The sequence below is a fragment of the Microbacterium sp. PI-1 genome (assembly GCF_004337555.1).
GTDB lineage: Bacteria > Actinomycetota > Actinomycetes > Actinomycetales > Microbacteriaceae > Microbacterium > Microbacterium aurugineum.
The window spans coordinates 238,581-258,668 of sequence record NZ_SJYZ01000003.1 but is presented as its reverse complement, the minus strand read 5'-3'; the positions used below and the strand labels follow the sequence as shown (position 1 = coordinate 258,668).

Here is a 20,088-nt window from a genome sequence, read left to right as displayed (position 1 = left end):
CTTTCTCTGGTGTGTGAAGGTCGTGTCACGCGAGCGCGCGCGAAGCGACCTCTCCTAACCGCGCGTCTCGTCGACGGCGGGGGCTTCGTACTTCTGGCTGGTGGGATAGTTCGTCTTGGTCGGATCGAACGTGTCGGTGGCCGGATCCTGCTTGCGTCCGAATCGACGCGTCAGGAAGCCGATGATCGACGGGCGACCCTGCTGCTTGTTCCACACGTCGACACCGACGGCGAACAGGAGCACCAGACCCTTGATCATCGACACCACGTCTGCGCCGGCGCCGAGCAGGGCGAGGCCGTTGTTCAGGAACGCCATGACGAGACCACCGATGATCGACCCGATCACGGTTCCGATACCGCCCGAGACAGCCGCGCCACCGATGAAGACCGAGGCGATCGCATCCAGCTCCCAGCCGTTGCCGTCCTGCGGACCGGAGGCCGTCGCCCTGGCGACGTAGATCATGCCGGCCAGCGACGCGAGCACCGACATGTTCATCATCACGAAGAAGTCGACCCAGCGGTCCTTCACACCCGACAGGCGCGCGGCCTGCCGGTTGCCACCGACCGCGTAGATGTGACGACCGAAGACCGTGTTGTTCGTGATGAACGAGTAGAGGATCACCAGGGCGAGCAGGATGATGCCCGAGATCGGGAAGCTGGTGCCCTCACGCCCGGTGGCGAACAGCCAGCCCGCGATCAGGATCACGGCCGAGATGAGCACGACCTTGGTGACACTCACCCACAGCGGCGCCGTCTCGGCCCCCATCTTGTGCTGCACGCGCCGGGTGCGGATCTCCCAGAACACGATCCATGCGACGCCCAGCAGCGCGAGCAGCATGGTGAACACGTTGAACGGCACGGGGATGAACGGCAGCTCGGGGAGGTAGCCGGCACCGATGACCTTGAAGCCCTGCGGCACGGGAACGGACTGCGAGTCACCGACCCACTGGTTCGCACCGCGGAAGAACAGCATGCCCGCCAGCGTCACGATGAACGCCGGCACCCCGACATAGGCGACCCAGAACCCCTGCCAGGCACCGACCAGCACGCCGACCCCGAGGCCGAGGAGCACACCGAGCGGCCAGGGGAGGTTCCAGTCGGCCATGGCCTTCGCGACCACGATGCCGGTGAACGCGGCCACCGACCCCACCGAGAGGTCGATGTGGCCCATGATGATGACCATCACCATGCCGATCGCGAGGATCAGGATGTACGAGTACTGGTTGACGACGTTGATCAGGTTGCCCGAGGACAGCGTGAGGCCCGTGCCCTTGACGATCCAGGTCAGCACCTGGAAGACGACGAGGATGACGACGAGGCTGCCGAGGATGCCGAACTGGCGGAGGGTCGACTGACCGCCTCCGAACATCTTCGTGATGTCCTTGAAGTGGAAGCCGCGCTTCGTTGCGGTGGTGTCGGTGGTCATGCGGTTGCTTTCTGGGTCGCGGAGGTCATGCTGCGCATGAGGTCCTCAGGTGTCGCCTGATCGGCCGGGATGCAGTCGGTGACCCGACCTTCGAAGACGGTGTAGATGCGGTCGGAGATGCCCAGGAGCTCAGGAAGCTCGCTCGAGATGACGATGACGCCCTTGCCCTGCGCCGCGAGCTCGTTGATGATCGCGTAGATCTCGTACTTCGCACCGACGTCGATACCGCGGGTGGGCTCGTCGAGGATCAGCAGGTCGGGGTCGGTGAACATCCACTTCGCCAGGACGACCTTCTGCTGATTGCCGCCGGAGAGTTTGCCGACGCCCTCTTCGACCGACGGGGTCTTGATGCGAAGGGCCTTGCGATAGTCCTCGGCCACGGCGAACTCGGCGCGCGCATCGACGACGCCGCGCTTGGCGATCTTCGAGAGCTTCGCGGCGACCACCGACCTCTTGATCGTGTCGAGCAGGTTGAGCCCGAGCACCTTGCGGTCCTCGCTCACGTAGGCGAGGCCGTGCTTGATCGCCGACGCCACGTCGGGCAGCACGACTTCCTGGCCGTCCTTGATCAGTGTGCCCGAGAGGAACGTGCCGTAGGAGCGGCCGAACAGGCTCATCGCGAACTCGGTGCGCCCCGCGCCCATGAGTCCCGCGATGCCGACGACCTCGCCGCGCCGGACGGTGATGTTCGACCCCTTCACGACCATGCGCTCCGGGACGGTCGGGTGCTGCACCCACCAGTCCTTGACCTCGAAGAACACCTCGCCGATCTCGGGCGTGCGATCCGGGTAGCGGCTCTCCAACGACCGACCGACCATGCCGCGGATGATCCGGTCCTCGTTGATCTCGCCACGGGAGATGTCGAGCGTCTCGACCGTGCGACCGTCGCGGATGATCGTGATCTCGTCGGCGATCTGCTCGATCTCATTGAGCTTGTGGCTGATCATGATCGACGCGATGCCCTTGGCCTTGAGCCCGAGGATCAGGTCGAGCAGGTGCTGCGAGTCGTTCTCGTTCAGGGCGGCGGTCGGCTCGTCGAGGATCAGCAGCTTGACGTCCTTGTTGAGCGCCTTCGCGATCTCGATCAGCTGCTGCTTGCCGACACCGAGCGTCTTGATCTGCGCATCCGGGTCCTCATTCAGGCCCACGCGGGCGAGCAGCTCGATCGTGCGCTCTTTCTGGGCCTGCCAGTCGATGCGTCCGCCGCGCTGGATCTCGTTGCCGAGGAAGATGTTCTCGGTGACGGACAGCTCGGGGATCAGCGCGAGTTCCTGGTGGATGATCGCGATGCCCGCCTGCTCGCTGGCGACGATGTCCTTGAACCTCTGCTCCTGGCCGTAGAGCAGGATCTCCCCCTCGTAGGTCCCGTAGGGGTAGACCCCGGAGAGGACCTTCATCAGAGTCGACTTCCCCGCGCCGTTCTCGCCGCAGATGGCGTGGATCTCGCCGGCGCGGACGGTGATCGAGACGTCGGCGAGCGCCTTGACGCCCGGGAACTCCTTGGTGATGCTGCGCATCTCCAGGATGGGGCCTGACACGGTAGGCAACGTTGCTGTGGTGCTCACGGATCTTCCTTGCGACGTGCGGTCACCTTCGATGTGACCGTTCACATTGAAATACATCGTCCACTCACGACGAGGCGCTGTCAAGTCCGCTCCGGTATTTCGGATACCGACCGTGACCCCACCGCGATCCGCGCGATCCCGCGCCTCCAGGCGAGGCCAGGGATCGAAAGGATTCGATGATCTCGAACGTCGCGCGGAGCGCGGTACGAACCCGTCAGCGAGCGGCGGCGGACTCGCGCGCGCGCAGCACCGTCTGCAAGGGCCCGAACGCCGGGGCTTCCTCGCCGCGGATCTGTGCGAGGAGGATCCGCACCGCGCGCCGGCCCAGCTCGGGGAAGTCCTGATGAACCGTGCTCAGTGTGGGAGCCACATGCGCGGCGACCGGGATGTCGTCGAACCCGATCACGCTCACGTCGTGCGGCACACGGAGTCCGGCGTCGCGGAAGCCGTGCATGAGCCCGATCGCCATCAGGTCGTTGGCAGCGAACACCGCCGTGAAGTCCCGCCGTCGCGAGAGCTCCTTGCCCGCGAAGTACCCGAAGTCGGCGGTCCAGTCCCCACGGATCGGCGGGAACGTCGGCAGATCCGCCTCACGCAGACCGTCGAGGTAGCCGCGCATGCGCGACTCCGCCTCGATCCAGTCCTGCGGGCCCGCGAGGTGCAGGATGTCGCTGTGGCCGAGGGAGATCAGATGCTCCGTGGCCGCCCGGGCCCCCGCCACCTGATCCGCCGACAGGCTCACCCCGTCGGATCCCGACGCGGTCTGCAGCGTGACGAAAGGCATGTCCACCGACATACCGCGGAGGACATGGAACACACGCACCTGCGGGGCGAGCACCACGATCCCGTCCACCTGCTCGCGCGCCAGCTGGCGCACCGCGTTGCCGATCGCCTCCGGCGTCGTCGCCGGGAGGTTGAGGGTCGAGACCGCGTAGCCTTCCTCGCGCGCCGCATCCTCGATGCCCGCGATCGAGGAGGTCGGCCCGAACTCCCCGATCGTCGCGGACAGGATCCCGAGCACGTTCGACTTGCTGGTCACCAAAGCGCGGGCGGCGAGGTTCGGCCGATAGTCGAGCACGGAGATCGCGTCGAGGACCTTGGCCTTCGTCTCGGGGCGGATGCTCGGGTGGTCGTTCAGGACGCGGGAGACCGTCTGATGAGACACCCCGGCGAGGCGGGCGACATCGCGGATGCTCGGCTGCCGCGCACGCTCGGCTGCACTGGACATCAGGTGCCTCCTCGCGTGTGCACGGTCACATCGTCACTTCATTATGTCTGCCGGGGCGCGCGGGTGCATCTTTCGAGCACGGTCGCTGCTCAGGACGGTCGTCCGCGGGCACCGCCGGTCAGCCGATGATGCGGGCGCCCGGAACCGGGCCGTGCACGTGCAGGGGATCGAATCCGGACGCCCGCAGAGCGGACTGCACGTCTTGGGCCGTCTCCGGATCGGGGCACAGGAGCGCCACGGTCGGCCCCGAGCCGGACACGATGCCTTGCAGCGCTCCGGCGGCGACCCCCTGCGCGATCGTGTCGGCGAGATCGGGACGCTCGGAGAGGGCTGCGGGCTGCAGATCGTTCTCGAGACACGCGGCGAGCTGCCCCGGGTCGCCCGACCGGAGCGCCTGCAGGACCGGGATCGGCACGTCGAGCGACAGCGGCGGATCATCGGCGAGCGCGCCCTCCTCCTCGCGCAACTGGTCGAGGCGCCCGTAGACGACGGGCGTCGACAAGCCCTCCTCACTGGGCACCAGGATCCAGTCGAAGCGTCCGCGGGCGAGTGCCGGGTTCAACTGGTCGCCGCGCCCGGTTCCGACCGCGGTGCCGCCGTGCAGGGCGAACGGCACATCCGCGCCGAGACGGGCGGCGAGGTCGTGCAGCCGTGCCTGTGACAACCCCGTTCCCCACAGCGCATCGCAGGCGACCAGGGCGGCAGCGGCATCCGCCGAGCCTCCGCCCATGCCGCCGGCGACCGGCACGCTCTTGCGGATCTCGAGGGCGACGCCGCCTCGATGATCCACGGCGACGGCGAGGAGCTTGGCCGCGCGCATCGCCAAGTTGCGGTCGTCCAGCGGAACCGAGTCGACATCCTCCACCCCGGAGACGGTGACCGAGAACTCGTCAGCGGGGCGCGCGATGACGTCTTCGTAGAGGGACACCGCCTGGAAGACCGTCGCCAGCGCGTGATACCCGTCGTCGTGCCGACCGCCGACCCCGAGGAAGACATTGATCTTGCCCGGTGCGCGTACGTGCACGGAGTCGGTGGACGCGGCGAGGCTCATGAGCGGATCACAGTTCCGAGGACTTCGCCCACAGATTCACGTCGATCGCGCCGGCCAGCTCGTCGATGCGGGCGAGCTCCTCCGTCTGGAAGGCGGGTCCGTTCACCGCGGCGATGTTCTCGTCGAGCTGTTCGGGACGCGAGGCGCCGATCAGGGCGGAAGCCACGACGGGGTTGCGCAGCGTCCACTGCAGCGCGAGCTGGGCGAGGGACTGACCACGCCCCTGCGCGACCTCGTTCAGCGCTCGCAGCGTCTGCACGGCCTCGTCGGTGAGGCGCCCGTCCGGCAGCGAACCGCGCTTCTGCGCACGCTCCGCCGTGCCGTCCCCCAGGTACTTGTCGGTCAACAGCCCCTGTGCCAGCGGCGTGAAGGCGATCGCACCCAGGCCCGACTGCTCGAGGGTGTCGGTCAGGCCGTCTTCCACCCAGCGGTTGAGGATCGAATACGCGGGCTGGTGGATGACCAGCGGCGTGCCGAGGTCCTTCGCGACCGCGACGGCCTCGGCCGTGCGCTCAGCACTGTAGGACGAGATGCCCACATAGAGCGCCTTGCCCTGGCGCACGAGGGTGTCGAGGGCTCCGATCGTCTCGGCGATCGGGGTGACCGGGTCGACCCGGTGGGAGTAGAAGATGTCGACGTAGTCGAGGCCCATGCGGGTCAGCGACTGCTCGGCGCTGGCGAGGATGTACTTGCGGCTCGCGAAGTCGCCGTAGGGGCCGGGCCACATGTCCCAGCCGGCCTTCGACGAGATGATCAGCTCGTCGCGGTACGGACGGAAGTCCTCCGCGAAGATGCGACCGAAGTTCTTCTCGGCCGAGCCGTAGGGCGGGCCGTAGTTGTTCGCCAGATCGAAGTGCGTGATGCCGCGGTCGAACGCGTGGCGCAGCAGTGCGCGTTGGTTGTCGAGCGGGATGTTGTCGCCGAAGTTCCACCACAGCCCGAGCGAGATCGGGGGCAGATACAGGCCGGACGTGCCGACCTGGCGGTAGGCGAACTGCTGATAGCGGCTCTCGTCCGCGGCATACGGACGGTGCAGCTCGGGGACATCGGGGCGGAAGCGGGGGGAGTCGGTCACGGTGCCAGATTACTGGGTGAGGCGACGTCGTCGTCGAGGACATCGGACGCCGCCGCCTGCTGCGCGATCCGGTGGTAGTCCTCGACAGTGAGATCTTCGCCCCGCGCCGTCGGCGCGACACCGGCGGCGATCAACACTTCGGACGCCGCCGCGGAGCTGCCGAAGATCCCCGACAGAGCCTGGCGGAGCATCTTGCGGCGCTGGTTGAACGCCGCATCGACGATCCGGAACGTGCGGCGACGCTCCTCCTCGGTCCCCCGCTCCCCTTCGGAACGGTCGAAGCCGACGAGCAGGCTGTCGACGTTCGGCACCGGCCAGAACACCTGGCGGGAGACGGTGCCGGAGAGCTTCCACTCGCCGTACCAGGCGGCCTTGACGCTGGGCGACCCGTAGATCTTGGAGCCCGGCTCGGCGGCGAGCCTCTCGGCGACCTCGGCCTGGACCATCACCACGCCGCGTTGCAGGTAGGGGAAACTCTCGAGGAAGTGCAGCAGCACCGGCACCGACACGTTGTACGGGAGGTTCGCGACCAGCACGGTCGGCTCTCCGGGCAGTTCCGTGATGCGCAGGGCGTCGGCATCGACGACCGTGAGCCGCTCGGCCTCCACGCCGTGCGCGGCGGCGGTCTCGGCGAGTCGCGCGGCGAGGCGGTGATCGATCTCGACCGCGGTGACCGAAGCCCCGGTCTCCAGGATCGCCAGCGTGAGCGAGCCGAGTCCGGGGCCGACCTCGACCACGCGCTCGCTCGGCTGCACCCGGGCCGCCTGCACGATCTTGCGGACGGTGTTGGCGTCCGTGACGAAGTTCTGGCCGAGTTTCTTCGTCGGAGTGACGTCGAGCTCAGCGGCGAGGCGGCGGATCTCGGTGGCGCCGAGCAGGGTGACGGTCATCCTCCCATTGTCCCCCACGCGGCAGATGTCCCCCGCCGTCAGTAGTCTTCTCTGGTGCCATCACTCGGAGAGATCGTCGCCCCACGTCGCATGGGCCGGGATTTCCGCTGGCTGCTCGCGTCGTCGTGGACCAGCAACGTCGGTGACGGAGTGGCCCTCGCCGCCGCTCCCCTGCTGATCGCATCCATGACGTCATCGCCCATGCTGGTGGCGACGGGGGCGATCCTGCAGTTCCTCCCGTGGCTGCTCTTCGGCCTGCACGCGGGGGCGATCGCCGACCGCTTCGACCGTCGCCGACTGGTCATGCTCGCGAACGCCGCACGCGCGGTGGTCCTCGTCGCGCTGTGCGGGTTCCTCGTCACGGGCGCCGCGAACATCTGGATCGTGCTCGCCGTCGCCTTCCTGTACGGCACCGCCGAGGTGTTCGTCGACACGACGGGGAGCACCCTCCTGCCGATGCTCGTGAAGCCCGCCGACCTCGGCATCGGCAATGCCCGCCTGCAGGCCGGCTATCTGGTCGCGAATCAGTTCGCCGGTCCCCCGCTGGGCGCGTTCCTGTTCGCCGCGGGCATGGCCTGGCCGTTCCTGCTCGAAGCGGTGTGCGTGGCCCTCGCGGTCGTCCTCATCTCCCGCATGGCGAAAACGCCCGTGCCGCCCCGAGCCGCCGAGGCCCACTCGCCCGTGCACACCGACATCGCCGAGGGGCTGCGGTGGCTGTGGCGCAATCCCCCGGTGCGGATGCTCGTGCTGATCATCCTCGTCTTCAACATCACGTGGGCAGCTCCCTGGGGTGTGCTCGTGCTCTACGCGACGGAACACCTGCAGATGGGCGCCGTCGGGTACGGGGCACTCACGACCGCATCGGCGGCGGGCGGGATCCTCGCGACCCTCAGCTTCGGGTGGCTCGAACGGCACGTGTCCTTCGCCACCCTGATGCGCATCGTGCTCTCGCTCGAAGTGCTCATGCATCTGTCGTTCGCGCTGACCACCACCGGCTGGGTCGCGCTGATCATCATGTTCTTCTTCGGCGCGTACGCGTTCGTGTGGGCGACGATCTCGACCACCGTCCGGCAGCGGCTGGTCCCCGCTGAGCTTCAGGGTCGCGTGGCCTCCGTGAACATGGTCGGAGTCTTCGGCGGCATGATCGTCGGGCAGGCGCTCGGCGGCGTGATCGCCCAGGTCTGGGGCCTGACCGCCCCGTGGTGGTTCGCGTTCGGCGGCGCGGCACTCACACTGCTGCTGGTGTGGAAGCCGATCTCACACATCGTGTCCGCGAAGCCGGTTGCCGATCCCGATCCGATCGACGCCGCCTGATCCTTCCGCCCCTCGCCGACCGGGCATCCGCTGCGCACTTGTCGGGAGGATGGGCGCTTGTCGGGAGGGATCGCCCTTTTGCTCCGGCATATGCGCAAACTCCCGACACGTGTACTGCGAAGCCGGTGGAACAGGTTCAGACGAACGAACCGTAGATCCTGAGCGTGTTCTCGGCGAGCTGGGCGCACAGCTCATCCACCTCCACACCGAGCTCGGCCGCCATGAAACGCACCGTGATCGGGACGAGGTAGGGCGCGTTCGGTCGGCCCCGCAGTGGCACGGGGGTGAGGAACGGCGCATCCGTCTCGACCAGGAGGCGATCGAGAGGCGTGACCTTCAGCGCGTCGCGCAGGTTCTGGGCGTTCTTGAACGTGACGTTGCCCGCGAACGACAGGTGGTAGCCGGCGTCCGCGCAGATGCGCGCCATCGCGTCATCTCCCGAGAAGCAGTGGAAGACCGTCCGCTCCGGGGCACCGACACGGGCGAGGGTCTCCAGCACCGCGTCGTGCGCATCCCGATCGTGGATCTGCATGGCGATGCCGTGCTTCTTCGCGAGATCGATGTGCGCCTCGAACGACTCGAACTGCGGATCCCGTCGCTCCGGCTCCGTGCGGAAGAAATCGAGCCCGGTCTCGCCGATCGCGCGGGTGCGTGGATGCGCGGCGAGTTCGTCGATCACCGCGATCGCCTCGTCGAGACGCCCCTCCTCCGCATACGTCGGCGCGTCGTTCGGATGGATCGCGACCGCAGCCAGGACTCGCGGATCGGCGGCCGCGGCCTCGACCGCCCACCGCGAGGACTCGATGTCGCCGGAGGCCTGCACGACACCGGCGATGCCCACCGCCGCCGCCCGATCGAGCTGCTCGGTCAGCGACAGCGGCTCGTCGCCGTCCACGATCTCCAGGTGCGCATGGTTGTCGTACACCGGAACCGTCAGCGGCTCGGGGGCGGCCGGGTACTTCAGATCCTTGCGTCCGTCGCCCGAGCGCTCGCGCACATAGGTGTCCGCCATCTCGTCCGGCCGGCTCAGGCCGTGGACTCCACCCGCGGGAACAGCGGTGCGAGGCCGTTGACGCTGGTACCGGGGCGCAGCACGCCCCAGGCTCCGGCCTCGCGGATCGGCTGGTCCTGCAGACGGCCCAAGGTCTCCGCAGCGCCGAGCGCGATCCAGAGCTTCTCGGTCGACTGCGGCATCACGGGCGACAGCAGCACGGCGAGTGCGCGCAGCCCCTCCGCGCAGGTGTAGAGCACCGTGCCCAGACGCGCGCGCTGGTCCTCGTCGCGGGCCAGCGCCCACGGCTCGTTCTCGGTGATGTAGCCGTTGAGGGCGTCGACGATCGTCCAGATCGCGGCGATAGCCTCGTCGATGCGGAACTGCGTGACCGCCGCATCCGCGTTCGCCGCCGCCTCCGCGACGATCTTCTGGATGGCGAGGTCCTTCTCGGTGTACTCGGCCGCCGGCGGCACGATGCCCTCGAAGTACTTCTCGATCATCGCCGTCGTGCGCGAAGCCAGGTTGCCGAAGCCGTTGGCGAGCTCAGCCTGATAGCGAGCGGACAGGTCTTCCCACGAGAAGGACCCGTCCTGTCCGAAGGCGATCGCGGAGAGGAAGTAGAAGCGGTAGGCGTCGGACCCGAAGACATCGGTGATCTCGGTCGGCGCGATGCCGGTCAGCTTCGACTTCGACATCTTCTCGCCGCCGACCAGCAGCCAGCCGTGCGCGAAGACGCCCTGCGGCACCTCGAGGCCGGCCGCCATCAGCAGAGCGGGCCAGATGACGGCGTGGAAGCGCAGGATGTCCTTGCCGACCACATGGTAGGCGGGCCAGCGACGCTCGAAGGTCTCTTCATCGGAGCCGTAGCCGACGGCCGTGGCGTAGTTCAGGAGCGCATCGACCCACACGTAGATGACGTGCGACTCGTCCCACGGGAGCGGGATGCCCCAGTCGAAGGTCGACCGCGAGATCGAGAGGTCTTTGAGGCCCTGGCTCACGAACGACACCACCTCGTTGCGCGCCGAGTCGGGGCGCACGAAGTCGGGTCGCGTCTTGTAGAGCTCGAGCAGCCGGTCCTGGAACTCGCTGAGCTTGAAGAAGTAGTTCTTCTCCTGCAGCAGCTCCAGCGGCTTCGAGTGGATGGCGCACACCTTCAGGCCCTCGAAGGGACCGGTGCCGTCGACGATCTCCGACTCGGGCTTGAACTCCTCGCAGCCCACGCAGTAGAGAGCCTCGTACTCGCCCGCATAGATGTAGCCGCGGTCGTACAGGCGCTGGAAGAACGTCTGCACGTTCGTCTCGTGGCGCTCCTGGGTGGTGCGGATGAAGTCGTCATTGGCGACGTCGAGCGTGGTCAGCAGCGGGAACCAGCTCTCGCTGACGAGCTTGTCGACCCACTCCTGCGGCGTGACGTTGTTCGCCGCGGCCGCCCGCAGCATCTTCTGGCCGTGCTCGTCGGTGCCCGTGAGCATCCAGGTGTCGTCGCCCGCCTGGCGGTGCCACCGTGCGAGCGTGTCGACGGCCACCGTCGTGTACCCGTGGCCGATGTGGGGCACGTCGGACGGGTAGTAGATGGGTGTGGTGATGTAGAACGATTCGCCTGCGGGCATGGAGCAATTCTAGGTGGGATGCGGGGCGTGGTTACGCCGTGCGGGCGGCGGTCGCATCCCGCGCTCAGGCCACCGAGACGTCGATGCGATGCCAACCCTGTGCGCCGTCGGGGGCGGGAGCCGCAGGATCGGATGTCTGCGTCTCGCCGTCGACGTTGAGCGCCCGGCACTCGATGGTGTGCGTGCCGCTCTCCGCGACCCAGTCGAGGCTCCACTGCACCCACGTGTCGGTGGAGATCGCGGTCGCGAGCTCGGCCGCGCGCCACGGCCCGTCGTCGATACGCACCTCCACTCCCGCGATGCCGACGTGCTGCTGCCAGGCCATCCCCGCGATGACCGCATCCCCCGCGGTGACCTGCTGCCCCCGGCGAGGGACGTCGATGCGCGACTGCAGCTTGATGGGTCCGCGCTCGGACCATCCGCGTGTCGTCCAATAGGCGGTGGCGCGGTCGAACCGCGTCACCTCCAGTTGCGTGACCCACTTCGTGGCGGACACGTAGCCGTAGAGCCCCGGCACCACCATCCGCACCGGGAAGCCGTGTTCGATCGGCAGCGGCTCGCCGTTCATCCCGATCGCGAGCAGCGCATCGCGGTCGTCGGTGAGGGCCTCGATCGGTGTGGACGCCGTGAACCCGTCGGCCGAGGTCGAGAGCACCATGTCCGCATCGGCGTCGACGCCCGCGCGCGCGAGCAGATCCCGCACGGGGAGCCCGAGCCAGCGCGCGTTGCCGATCAGGGATCCGCCGACCTCGTTCGACACGCACGCGAGCGTGACGTCGGACTCCTGCATCGGCATCGCGAGCAACTCGTCCCAGGTGATCTCCATCTCGCGCTCGACCATCCCGTGGATGCGCAACGACCAGTCGGCCGGGTCCACCCGCGGCACGATGAGCGCGGTGTCGATGCGGTAGAAGTCCGCATTCGGAGTGACGACAGGGGCGAGGCCGGGTATCCCCAGCTCGGCACCGGCGGGAACCGCCGCTGCTGCGCGTGCCGCCGAGGGCAGCCGCAGCGCGTCGCGGACCGCTTCGATCGATCGGCTCGCGCCGCGCGCGACGTTGCCGACGATGAGCGCGACGGCACCCGCTGCGGCGACACCCGCGGTCCACAGCAGGAATCGTCTCCGGTCCTCGTCGTCGGATCCGAGTCCTGCGACCGGACGCAGTCGGGCGATCAGGAGGCGCAGGACGACCACGGCGACGAGACCGGCGACCAGCCCGGGCAGCCAGGCGAACGGCCCCGCGCCGGGGCGAACCATCGCCGCGACGACGGCGAGAGCACCGAGCGCCCCCAGGACCACGGCGCCGACACCGGACCGTCGTCGCTCCAGGATTCCCGCGACAGCGGCGACGACCACGAGCACCACGGCGATGCCCACGATCAGGGCCGCCTTGTCACCGGTGCCGAACAGCGCGATGGCGGTGTCCTTCGCCCAGCTCGGAGCGAGGTCGATGAGCCCGCTCCCGATCACGGCGAACGGGCTCGCGCTCGGCTCCACCACCGCGGCGACGAGTTCCGCCAGGCCGACGGCGAGGAACGATGCGCTCAACCCCGCTGCGGCGGCGCGGAACGTGTCCTCCCTCGTCGCACGCGTCGGGTTCGTCATGACCTGAGGGTAACGCGGCGGACGTTCCCGGATTCCCCGCAATTCTTACGAACCGCAGTCGTGGCGATCTCAGGCACCGGCCCCGGAGCGGGCGGCGAGGGCGGCCTGGTAGAGGTCGCGGGAGGAGAGACCGGTCAGCGCGGCGACCTCGGAGGACGCGTCCTTCAAGCGGACGCCTTCCGCGACCAGTCTCTGCACCTGCGCCAGAGCATCTTCCGGGGAGGCATCCCGGCGCGCGGCTCCTTCGACGACGACGACGATCTCGCCCTTCACGCCGTTCTCGGCCCACTCCTGGAGCTCGGCCGCGGTGCCACGGCGGACCTCCTCGTACAGCTTCGTGAGCTCACGGCACACCGCGATCCGCCGCTCGTCGCCGAACGCAGCGCCCATGTCGGCGAGAGCGCTCGCGAGCCGGGCCGGAGACTCGAAGAAGACCATGGTGCGCGGCTCGGCGGCCAGGGCGCGGAGGGTCGATCGCCGCTCCCCCGGCTTGCGCGGGAGGAACCCCTCGAACGTGAAGCGGTCGGTCGGAAGTCCCGAGATCGCGAGCGCCATCAGCACGGCGCTCGGACCGGGGATCGCGGTGACGGTGACCCCCTGCGCCACGGCCTCGGCCACCAGCCCGTAGCCGGGGTCGCTGACGGTCGGCATTCCTGCATCGCTCATCACCACGATGTCGGTCTCCGCCGCGAGCGCAGCCAGTTCGGCGGCCTTCTGCTTCTCGTTGTGGTCGTGCAGTGCGATCAGACGAGGACGGTTGTCGATCTGCAGTGCCTTGAGCAGACGCTGCGTGGTGCGGGTGTCTTCCGCGACGACGACCTCCGCGTTCTCCAGCACCTCCACGAGGCGTCGCGACGCGTCGCCCAGGTTTCCGATCGGGGTGGCGGCGAGGATGATCACCCGCCCAGCTTAGGCGCGCCGGATGCAGCTCCCCCGGAAGGGGCGTTGTCTAGGCTGGAGCGGTGACCGCGCCCGACCCGCTCCTGCCCGCCCCCGAGGCGCGGCTGACGCACTACGGACGGTTGCGGGACCGGATCCTGCAGGACCCGGACTGGGGCCGCGCGATCCGGTGGCTCGCGCCGCTGGTGATCACCGCGGTGGCGGCGGTGCTGCGCCTGGTCGGCGTGTCCCACCCGCATGAGCTCGCCTTCGATGAGACGTACTACGTCAAGGACGCCTGGTCCCTGTGGACGCTCGGCTACGAGGGCACCTGGGGTGGCGAGGCGAACGAGGCGTTCGCGACCGGGCAGAGCCTCCCGCTCTCGGATGCGGGCTCGTTCATCGTGCATCCCCCGCTCGGCAAGTGGCTCATCGCGCTGGGCATGGCGATCGGCGGACCCGAGAACAGCGGCGGATGGCGCCTGGCCACCGCGATCCTCGGAGCGGGCTCGGTCCTCCTGGTGTATCTGATCGCCCGGCGTCTGAGCGGATCGGTGGTCGTGGCATCCGTCGCCGGAACGCTGCTGGCGATCGACGGCCTGAGCATCGTGATGAGCCGGATCGCGCTGCTCGACGGCATCCTGACGTTCTTCGTCCTGCTCGGCGTGCTGTTCGTCCTCATCGATCGGCAGCGCACGATCCCGCAGCTCGAGCGACGCGATCCCGAGGCGCCCGACCCGTTCTGGGGGCCGGTGCTGTGGCGCCGGCCGTGGCTGATCGCCGCCGGTGCCGCCCTGGGTGCGGCTTCTGCCGTGAAGTGGTCGGGCTTGTACGTCCTCGCCGGTTTCGGCCTCTACGTCGTGGTGACCGACGCGTTGGCGAGGCGTCGGGCCGGCGTGGTGCTGTGGCCGACCGCCGCCGCGTTCCGGCAGGGGCCGGTCTCGTTCGTCCTTTTCGTCTTCCCCGCGCTGGCCGTGTACCTGGTCAGCTGGACGGGGTGGCTCCTGACCTCGGGGGGCTACGACCGGCAGAGCGACCCGAACCCGCTGCTCGCGCTGTGGAAGTACCACGAGTCGATGCTCGGCTTCCACGTCGGCCTGAGCCGCGGACACCCCTACGCGAGTCCCGCCTGGGAGTGGCCGTTCCTGCTGCGCCCGACGGCGGTCTGGGTGGATTCCGATCCCACCGGCTGCGGCACGGACCATTGCATCGGCGTGATCTCCGCCGTTCCGAATCCGCTCATCTGGTACGGCGGGGTGGCGGCAGCGGTGTACCTGCTCTACCGGCTGGTGCGGAGCTGGATCACCCGGCAGCCGATCGCGCCCGCACTGACCGTCCCCCTGGTCGGCCTGGCGGTCACCTATCTCCCGTGGCTGATGTTCCCCGAGCGCACGATCTTCCAGTTCTACACGGTGGTGATGATGCCGTTCCTCGTGCTCGCGCTCGCCATGACGCTGCGGATCATCGCCGGACGACGCGAAGACCCCTTGTACCGTCGGCAGTCCGGCGAGCGCACGGTGCTGATCTTCCTCGCGTTCGTCGTTCTCGTGTCGGTGTTCTTCCTGCCGCTGTGGACCGGGATGAGCGTGCCGTACCAGTTCTGGCTGCTGCACAACTGGCTGCCCGGCTGGGTGTGAGCACCGCGCCGTCGAGCCACCGAATCACCGGGCGCTAGGCTCGCCGCATGGGCAGCCCCTCCGGATTCGAGTTCGCGGTGCGCGGTGACGACGTCGTCATCCGCCATCGCGGCGTCACCGCGACCGTGCTGCGCGGCGCACGGGCCCAGGAGTTCCTCGCGCAGGCCGCGAGCGGCGACGCGCAGCTGCTGATGGCGCGCGTGACCGGGAACTACCGCCGCGGCAACGAGCGCACCGCCCGCCGGCATCCGCGCAACCAGAACTGACCGTCACCGCCCGATCGACACCTCGGCCGGGTCACTCACGGGCAACCGGCACACGAACGCGCGGCAGTCATAGGCGCGTTCCGCCACCGCGTCCTTGCCCTCGAACAGGCTGAATCCGGCATCCGTGAACGCCCGCGCCTGATCGGGCGCGACCACGGCGACGACTTCGGCATCCGCACCCCTGCCCGCGAGGCCGAGCGCACTGTCGCGCGCGCCGGTGACCACGACGAGTTGGCGCGGCGGGATCGCGAGGCCCGCAGCCACCCGCAGCAGGGTGCCGTGGGCGAAGGGCTGCTCCAGCGCCCGCGCGGCCAGCATGCTCACCGTCGACACGGCAGCGGCGCGATACCGGTCCCCCGCTCCCAGCCACCAGGCAGTCAGTGCGGCGCCGGCGACGGCCGCGGCATCCGAGGGCAGGTCGCCGTCGGTCTGGTCGGGCGAGGTCGCGATCCCTTGGGCCGACAGCAACGGATCCTCACCCGCTGTGCCCTCCAGTGCGTCGTCGAGGATCCCGCGGGCCGCCACCGCCCAGGTCGCCTCGCCGGTGGCCAGGGCCAGAGCGAACAGACCGTCGGCGAGAAGGCCACGATCTGCCGCGGTCGCGACCGCGGCAGAGGCCCGCCCCTCGAAGGACGCGCGCACGAGAGCGCCGTCGGCATCGCGGTTGACCCGCAGCACCTCGTCGGCGGCGGACGCGGCGGCATCGATCCAGCTCCGCTCTCCGAAGGTCGCCCCGGCCCGGGCGAGCGCACCGATCGCGAGGCCGTTCCACCCGGTGATCACCTTGCCGTCGACAGCGGGCGGCGCAAGGCCCGCACGTTCGGGCAGCGCACGCCGGTAGTACCCGCCCTCGCTGCGAGCGCCCTCGACCCACGACTCCGAATCCTGGGCGGCACCGAACCCGCCGCCGTCTCGCTGCAGGACCCCGGTCAGGAATGACACGATCCCGCGGACGAGGTCCTCCTCCCCCGCGTCGCGCGCGACGTCGAGCATCTGCGCGTTGTCGGTCAGCATCCGCTCGTAGTGCGGCACCGTCCAGTCGCGCTGGGTGGCGTAGCGGAAGAACCCGCCGTCGGCATCGCGCAGGTCCGATCGGGTCATCGCGGCGAGCGCGCGCCCCGCTGACGCCCCCGCCTCCGGAGCACCCTCCCGCACGAGCGGATGCTGCAGGAATCGCAAGGTGGTGGCGACGGGGAACTTCGGGGCGCCGCCGAAGCCACCGAACTGCTGATCTTCCCGCTGGGCGATCGACTCCGCAGCCGTCGCGATCGCGACCACGTCCGGGAGTTCGGACGGCGTGGCCTCCGCCGCACGGGTGAGCGCATCGGTCACGGCATCCGCCGACTCCTCTGCCTGCACCCGCCGTAGCGTCCACGCCTCCCCGACCGCGGCGAGGACGTCACGGAACGCCGGCATCGGCGGCCGAGCCTCCGGCGGCCAGTAGGTGCCGGCGAAGAAGGTGCGCCCGCGCGGGGTGGCGAAGACCGTGAGCGGCCAACCGAGGTTCTGGGTGAACGCCGAAGCCGCGGCCATGTAGGCACCGTCGACCTGCGGATGCTCCTCGCGATCGACCTTGACCGCGACGAAGCCCTCGTTGATCCGCGCGGCGGTCTCCGGGTCCGCGAACGATTCGCGTGCCATCACGTGACACCAGTGACAGGTCGAGTAGCCGATCGAGATCAACAGCGGCACATCGCGTCGCCTCGCCTCCGCGAACGCTTCCTCGCCCCACGGATACCAGTCGACGGGGTTGTCGGCATGCGCACGGAGGTACGGACTGAGGGTGTCGGCGAGCCGGTTGGTCATGCCTTCACGCTACGCCGCGCGACGGTGACGCGCTCAGCCGACCAGCAGCTCCACCGGACGGGAGGCCGCGTAGCCGACCAGAGGCAGGGCACGATCCGCGGCCAGCGCGATGCGGGCGCGCAGCACGTCGGAAGCGATCTCGTAGCCGTCGAAGTCCGTGTTGCTCGCGTACACCCCGAGCGGAAGGGTGAGCGCCTGGAAGAACGCGAACAACGGCCGCAGCTGGTGCTCGATGATCAGGGCGTGCTTCTCCCCGCCGCCGGTCGCGGCGAGCAGCACGGGCTTTCCCACGAGGTCGTATTGACCGACGAAGTCGAACAGGTGCTTGAAGAGCCCGGTGAACGAGGCTCGGTAGACGGGGCTGCCCACGATGAGCAGGTCGGCGGATTCGATCGCCTGCAACTGCGCTTCGACCTCCGGCGCCAGCTGGTCACGGTGCAGCGCACCCGCCAGCCCGGGACCGATCTGCGTCAGCTCGATGAGCTGCGCCTCGACGTCGGCGCGCTCGGCAACGGCGGCCGTGATCGCGCGGACCAGGGCGGTGGTCTTGCTGGGCTCGTGCAGGGATCCCGACACGGCGACGACGCGGAACGGAGCTGTCATGCCTCGACGGTACTCACGACGACGCCCCCTGTCGCGCACGGCGACACGGGGCGTCATCTGGGCCCGAGAGCCCCGGTATCACGGGGTCAGTTGACCTCGTCCGGGTGCGACCCCACGCGGCCCGAGCCGTCGAGCGGGTCGAGGGCGTCGATCGCCGCGACCTCGGCGTCGGTCAGTTCGAAGCCGAACACATCGAGGTTCTCGCGCAGACGCTCGGCGCGCACCGACTTCGGGAACACGATGATGCCCTTCTGCAGGTGCCAGCGCAGCACGGCCTGTGCCGGGGTGACACCGTGCGCCGCGGCGGCATCCGCGACCGCGGGCGTCCCGAACAAGTCGTACTTGCCCTGCCCGAGCGGACCCCATGCCTCGATGCGCACGCCGTTCGCGTCGGCCCAGGCGACCACGTCGCGCTGCTGGTAGGCCGGGTGCAGCTCGATCTGGTTCACTGCGGGAACCACGCCCGTCTCCTTCACCGTGCGCTCCAGGTGGGGCACGAGGAAGTTCGAGACGCCGATGCTGCGGGTGAGGCCTGCGTCGCGCAGCTCGACCAGCTTCGCGAACGCGTGCACATAGTCGTCCTTGGCCGGCGTGGGCCAGTGCACGAGGTACAGATCGACCTTCTCCAGACCGAGCTTCTCGAGACTCTCGGCGATGGCCGCGCGCGGCTCCTCGTCGTGGTGGCGGTCGTTCCAGAGCTTGGTCGTGATGAACAGGTCGTCGCGTGCGATGCCCGAGGAGGCGATGGCGGCGCCCACGCCCTCTTCATTGCCGTAGATCGCCGCGGTGTCGATGTGGCGGTAGCCGATTTCGAGCGCCTCGCTCACCGCACGCTCGGTGTCTGCCGGCGGCACCTTGAAGACGCCGTAGCCGAGTTGCGGGATGGAGTTGCCGTCGTTCAGTTCGAGTGCAGGAATGCTCATCGCCCCAGCCTAGGACCGGTGTGGGACAGCCGCCATCGCCGCGGCGCCGCGCCCGACCAGGCGTTCCAGCGGACCGCGCCCGAAGAACATCGACCAGAGCGTCGTGAGCACCAGCAGCCCCAGCGTGGTCGCCGCCCAGAAATCGTTGCTCGAGAAGAACCCACCGGGTCCGCTCACCAGGACGATCGAGAGCACATGCGCGCTGTATGCCGTCAACGGCATGGATCCGAGTGCTCCCAACGGCAGCAGCACCCCCCGCAAGGGTCGACTCGCCAGCAGACACAGCGCGATCACGACGAGTGCGAAGCCCCCGGAGCCGAGTACCTCGGCCGTTCCCCCGCTGTGCGGATCGACCGAGAAGACGGCCAGGAGCACCGCTCCCCCGGGATCCGCTTCGGCGAGCGCCTGCGGGTACTCCGCCCACCCGGACGAGCTCCCCTCGAACGACGAGCTCCCGCTGAACGACGAGCTCCCGCTGACGGCGCCGGTGATCCCCGCGGCCTGTCCGAGGGCACCGAGGCCGTACCCGGCGACCGCCAATACGAAACCGACGCCGAGCGCGACCACGGCGGTGCGCACCTGCTCCACGTGCATCCGCCCCAGGGCCATACCGCCGAGGACGAGCGCCAGCCAGACCGTGATCGGATAGGTGCCGTACAGGACGAAGCCGATGCCCGACCCGAAGGGGTGCAGCATCACCGCGTTCAGGAACGCGAGCAGCGCGGGCCCGAGCAGCGCGAGCACGGCGGCGGCGAGCAGCAACTGCCAGGGCCGCCAGCGCAGGAACGGGATCACCGCGACGTACAGGAGCCCGTAAAGGGTGAGGATGATCGCGATCGGGGTGTTCAGCATCTCGAGCGCCAGGCCGATCACGAAGATCACCGCACCACGGCCGATGAGATTCAGTCGGAGGCCGGGGATGCGCTCGCGCTCAGGCAGCGTGCTGCGCCCGGTCATCAGCGCGATCGAGACTCCGGCGAGCACCGCGAACAGGATCGACGAACGCCCGTTCACCAGAGAGGTCCACGTCGACGGTTCGAACCAGTCGAACGACTCGGTCTCGCCGATGTGCGCTCCGACCATGCCGAGGATGGCCAGGGCCCGGGCGACATCGAGGCCGAGGATGCGCGGAGGTCGCCCGAATTCGCGGAACCACCGGACGGGAGGCAGTGCGTTGATCACCCGTTGATCGTAGGGGGCCGAACCCGTCATACGA

At 69.0% G+C, this 20,088-nt stretch carries 17 protein-coding genes; 3 read left to right on the top strand and 14 right to left on the bottom strand.

The window, feature by feature from the left end; all coding sequences use genetic code 11:
- Positions 1 to 54: 54 nt before the first annotated feature.
- The 6 genes from mmsB to rsmA all read right to left on the bottom strand — a co-directional run bounded on the left by mmsB (position 55) and on the right by rsmA (position 7,234).
- On the bottom strand, positions 55 to 1,425 hold the full coding sequence (gene mmsB / locus E0W80_RS05135; RefSeq protein WP_047519171.1) for a multiple monosaccharide ABC transporter permease: 1,371 nt from the start codon (positions 1,423 to 1,425) through the stop codon (positions 55 to 57).
- Positions 1,422 to 2,942 carry a multiple monosaccharide ABC transporter ATP-binding protein gene (gene mmsA, locus E0W80_RS05130; protein ID WP_269406200.1) on the bottom strand — a complete coding sequence of 507 codons (1,521 nt, stop codon included), beginning with the start codon at positions 2,940 to 2,942 and terminating at the stop codon, positions 1,422 to 1,424. Before mmsA ends, mmsB begins: the two co-directional genes overlap by 4 nt.
- Before the next feature lie 262 nt (positions 2,943 to 3,204).
- Positions 3,205 to 4,218: a LacI family DNA-binding transcriptional regulator gene (locus tag E0W80_RS05125; protein ID WP_047519167.1), complete on the bottom strand. Its 1,014-nt coding sequence runs from the start codon at positions 4,216 to 4,218 to the stop codon at positions 3,205 to 3,207.
- Between the two features lie 118 nt (positions 4,219 to 4,336).
- A complete protein-coding gene (locus tag E0W80_RS05120; protein ID WP_131491566.1) occupies positions 4,337 to 5,269 on the bottom strand; it encodes a 4-(cytidine 5'-diphospho)-2-C-methyl-D-erythritol kinase in 933 nt (310 codons plus the stop codon).
- Between the two features lie 7 nt (positions 5,270 to 5,276).
- Positions 5,277 to 6,344, bottom strand: coding sequence for an L-glyceraldehyde 3-phosphate reductase (gene mgrA / locus E0W80_RS05115; protein ID WP_131491565.1), 1,068 nt, complete (start codon positions 6,342 to 6,344; stop codon positions 5,277 to 5,279).
- Positions 6,341 to 7,234: a 16S rRNA (adenine(1518)-N(6)/adenine(1519)-N(6))-dimethyltransferase RsmA gene (gene rsmA, locus E0W80_RS05110; protein ID WP_131491564.1), complete on the bottom strand. Its 894-nt coding sequence runs from the start codon at positions 7,232 to 7,234 to the stop codon at positions 6,341 to 6,343. The genes mgrA and rsmA overlap by 4 nt, the downstream gene beginning before the upstream one ends.
- Before the next feature lie 54 nt (positions 7,235 to 7,288).
- Between rsmA and E0W80_RS05105 the strand changes: the two genes are divergently transcribed.
- Positions 7,289 to 8,548, top strand: coding sequence for an MFS transporter (locus E0W80_RS05105; protein ID WP_240740456.1), 1,260 nt, complete (start codon positions 7,289 to 7,291; stop codon positions 8,546 to 8,548).
- 136 nt (positions 8,549 to 8,684) lie between these two features.
- Here E0W80_RS05105 and E0W80_RS05100 read toward each other — a convergent pair whose 3' ends face one another.
- The 4 genes from E0W80_RS05100 to rsmI all read right to left on the bottom strand — a co-directional run bounded on the left by E0W80_RS05100 (position 8,685) and on the right by rsmI (position 13,658).
- Positions 8,685 to 9,560, bottom strand: a complete 876-nt coding sequence (locus E0W80_RS05100) for a TatD family hydrolase (protein ID WP_131491563.1) — start codon at positions 9,558 to 9,560, stop codon at positions 8,685 to 8,687.
- Positions 9,561 to 9,574: 14 nt separating this feature from the next.
- Entirely contained in the window at positions 9,575 to 11,152 is a 1,578-nt protein-coding gene (gene metG, locus E0W80_RS05095) for a methionine--tRNA ligase (RefSeq protein WP_047519155.1), read from the bottom strand.
- 64 nt (positions 11,153 to 11,216) lie between these two features.
- Positions 11,217 to 12,758 (bottom strand): molybdopterin-dependent oxidoreductase, encoded by a 1,542-nt coding sequence (locus tag E0W80_RS05090; protein ID WP_131491562.1) that lies wholly within the window; start codon positions 12,756 to 12,758, stop codon positions 11,217 to 11,219.
- Positions 12,759 to 12,827: 69 nt separating this feature from the next.
- The gene (gene rsmI, locus E0W80_RS05085; protein WP_047519131.1) at positions 12,828 to 13,658 is read right to left on the bottom strand and encodes a 16S rRNA (cytidine(1402)-2'-O)-methyltransferase; all 831 of its coding nucleotides are present in this window, start codon (positions 13,656 to 13,658) and stop codon (positions 12,828 to 12,830) included.
- A gap of 62 nt (positions 13,659 to 13,720) precedes the next feature.
- Here rsmI and E0W80_RS05080 point away from each other — a divergent pair, with 62 nt between their 5' ends.
- Positions 13,721 to 15,274, top strand: a complete 1,554-nt coding sequence (locus E0W80_RS05080; RefSeq protein WP_131491561.1) for a phospholipid carrier-dependent glycosyltransferase — start codon at positions 13,721 to 13,723, stop codon at positions 15,272 to 15,274.
- Between the two features lie 47 nt (positions 15,275 to 15,321).
- Positions 15,322 to 15,540, top strand: coding sequence for a hypothetical protein (locus E0W80_RS05075; protein ID WP_131491560.1), 219 nt, complete (start codon positions 15,322 to 15,324; stop codon positions 15,538 to 15,540).
- Positions 15,541 to 15,543: 3 nt separating this feature from the next.
- Here the strand turns inward: E0W80_RS05075 and E0W80_RS05070 are convergent, their stop codons facing one another.
- The 4 genes from E0W80_RS05070 to E0W80_RS05055 all read right to left on the bottom strand — a co-directional run bounded on the left by E0W80_RS05070 (position 15,544) and on the right by E0W80_RS05055 (position 20,054).
- Positions 15,544 to 17,346 (bottom strand): DUF255 domain-containing protein, encoded by a 1,803-nt coding sequence (locus tag E0W80_RS05070; protein WP_131491559.1) that lies wholly within the window; start codon positions 17,344 to 17,346, stop codon positions 15,544 to 15,546.
- 33 nt (positions 17,347 to 17,379) lie between these two features.
- On the bottom strand, positions 17,380 to 17,949 hold the full coding sequence (gene msuE, locus E0W80_RS05065; protein WP_131491558.1) for an FMN reductase: 570 nt from the start codon (positions 17,947 to 17,949) through the stop codon (positions 17,380 to 17,382).
- Between the two features lie 86 nt (positions 17,950 to 18,035).
- Entirely contained in the window at positions 18,036 to 18,872 is an 837-nt protein-coding gene (locus tag E0W80_RS05060; RefSeq protein ID WP_131491557.1) for an aldo/keto reductase, read from the bottom strand.
- Between the two features lie 9 nt (positions 18,873 to 18,881).
- Positions 18,882 to 20,054, bottom strand: coding sequence for a heparan-alpha-glucosaminide N-acetyltransferase domain-containing protein (locus tag E0W80_RS05055; RefSeq protein ID WP_227991721.1), 1,173 nt, complete (start codon positions 20,052 to 20,054; stop codon positions 18,882 to 18,884).
- Between the last annotated feature and the right edge of the window lie 34 nt (positions 20,055 to 20,088).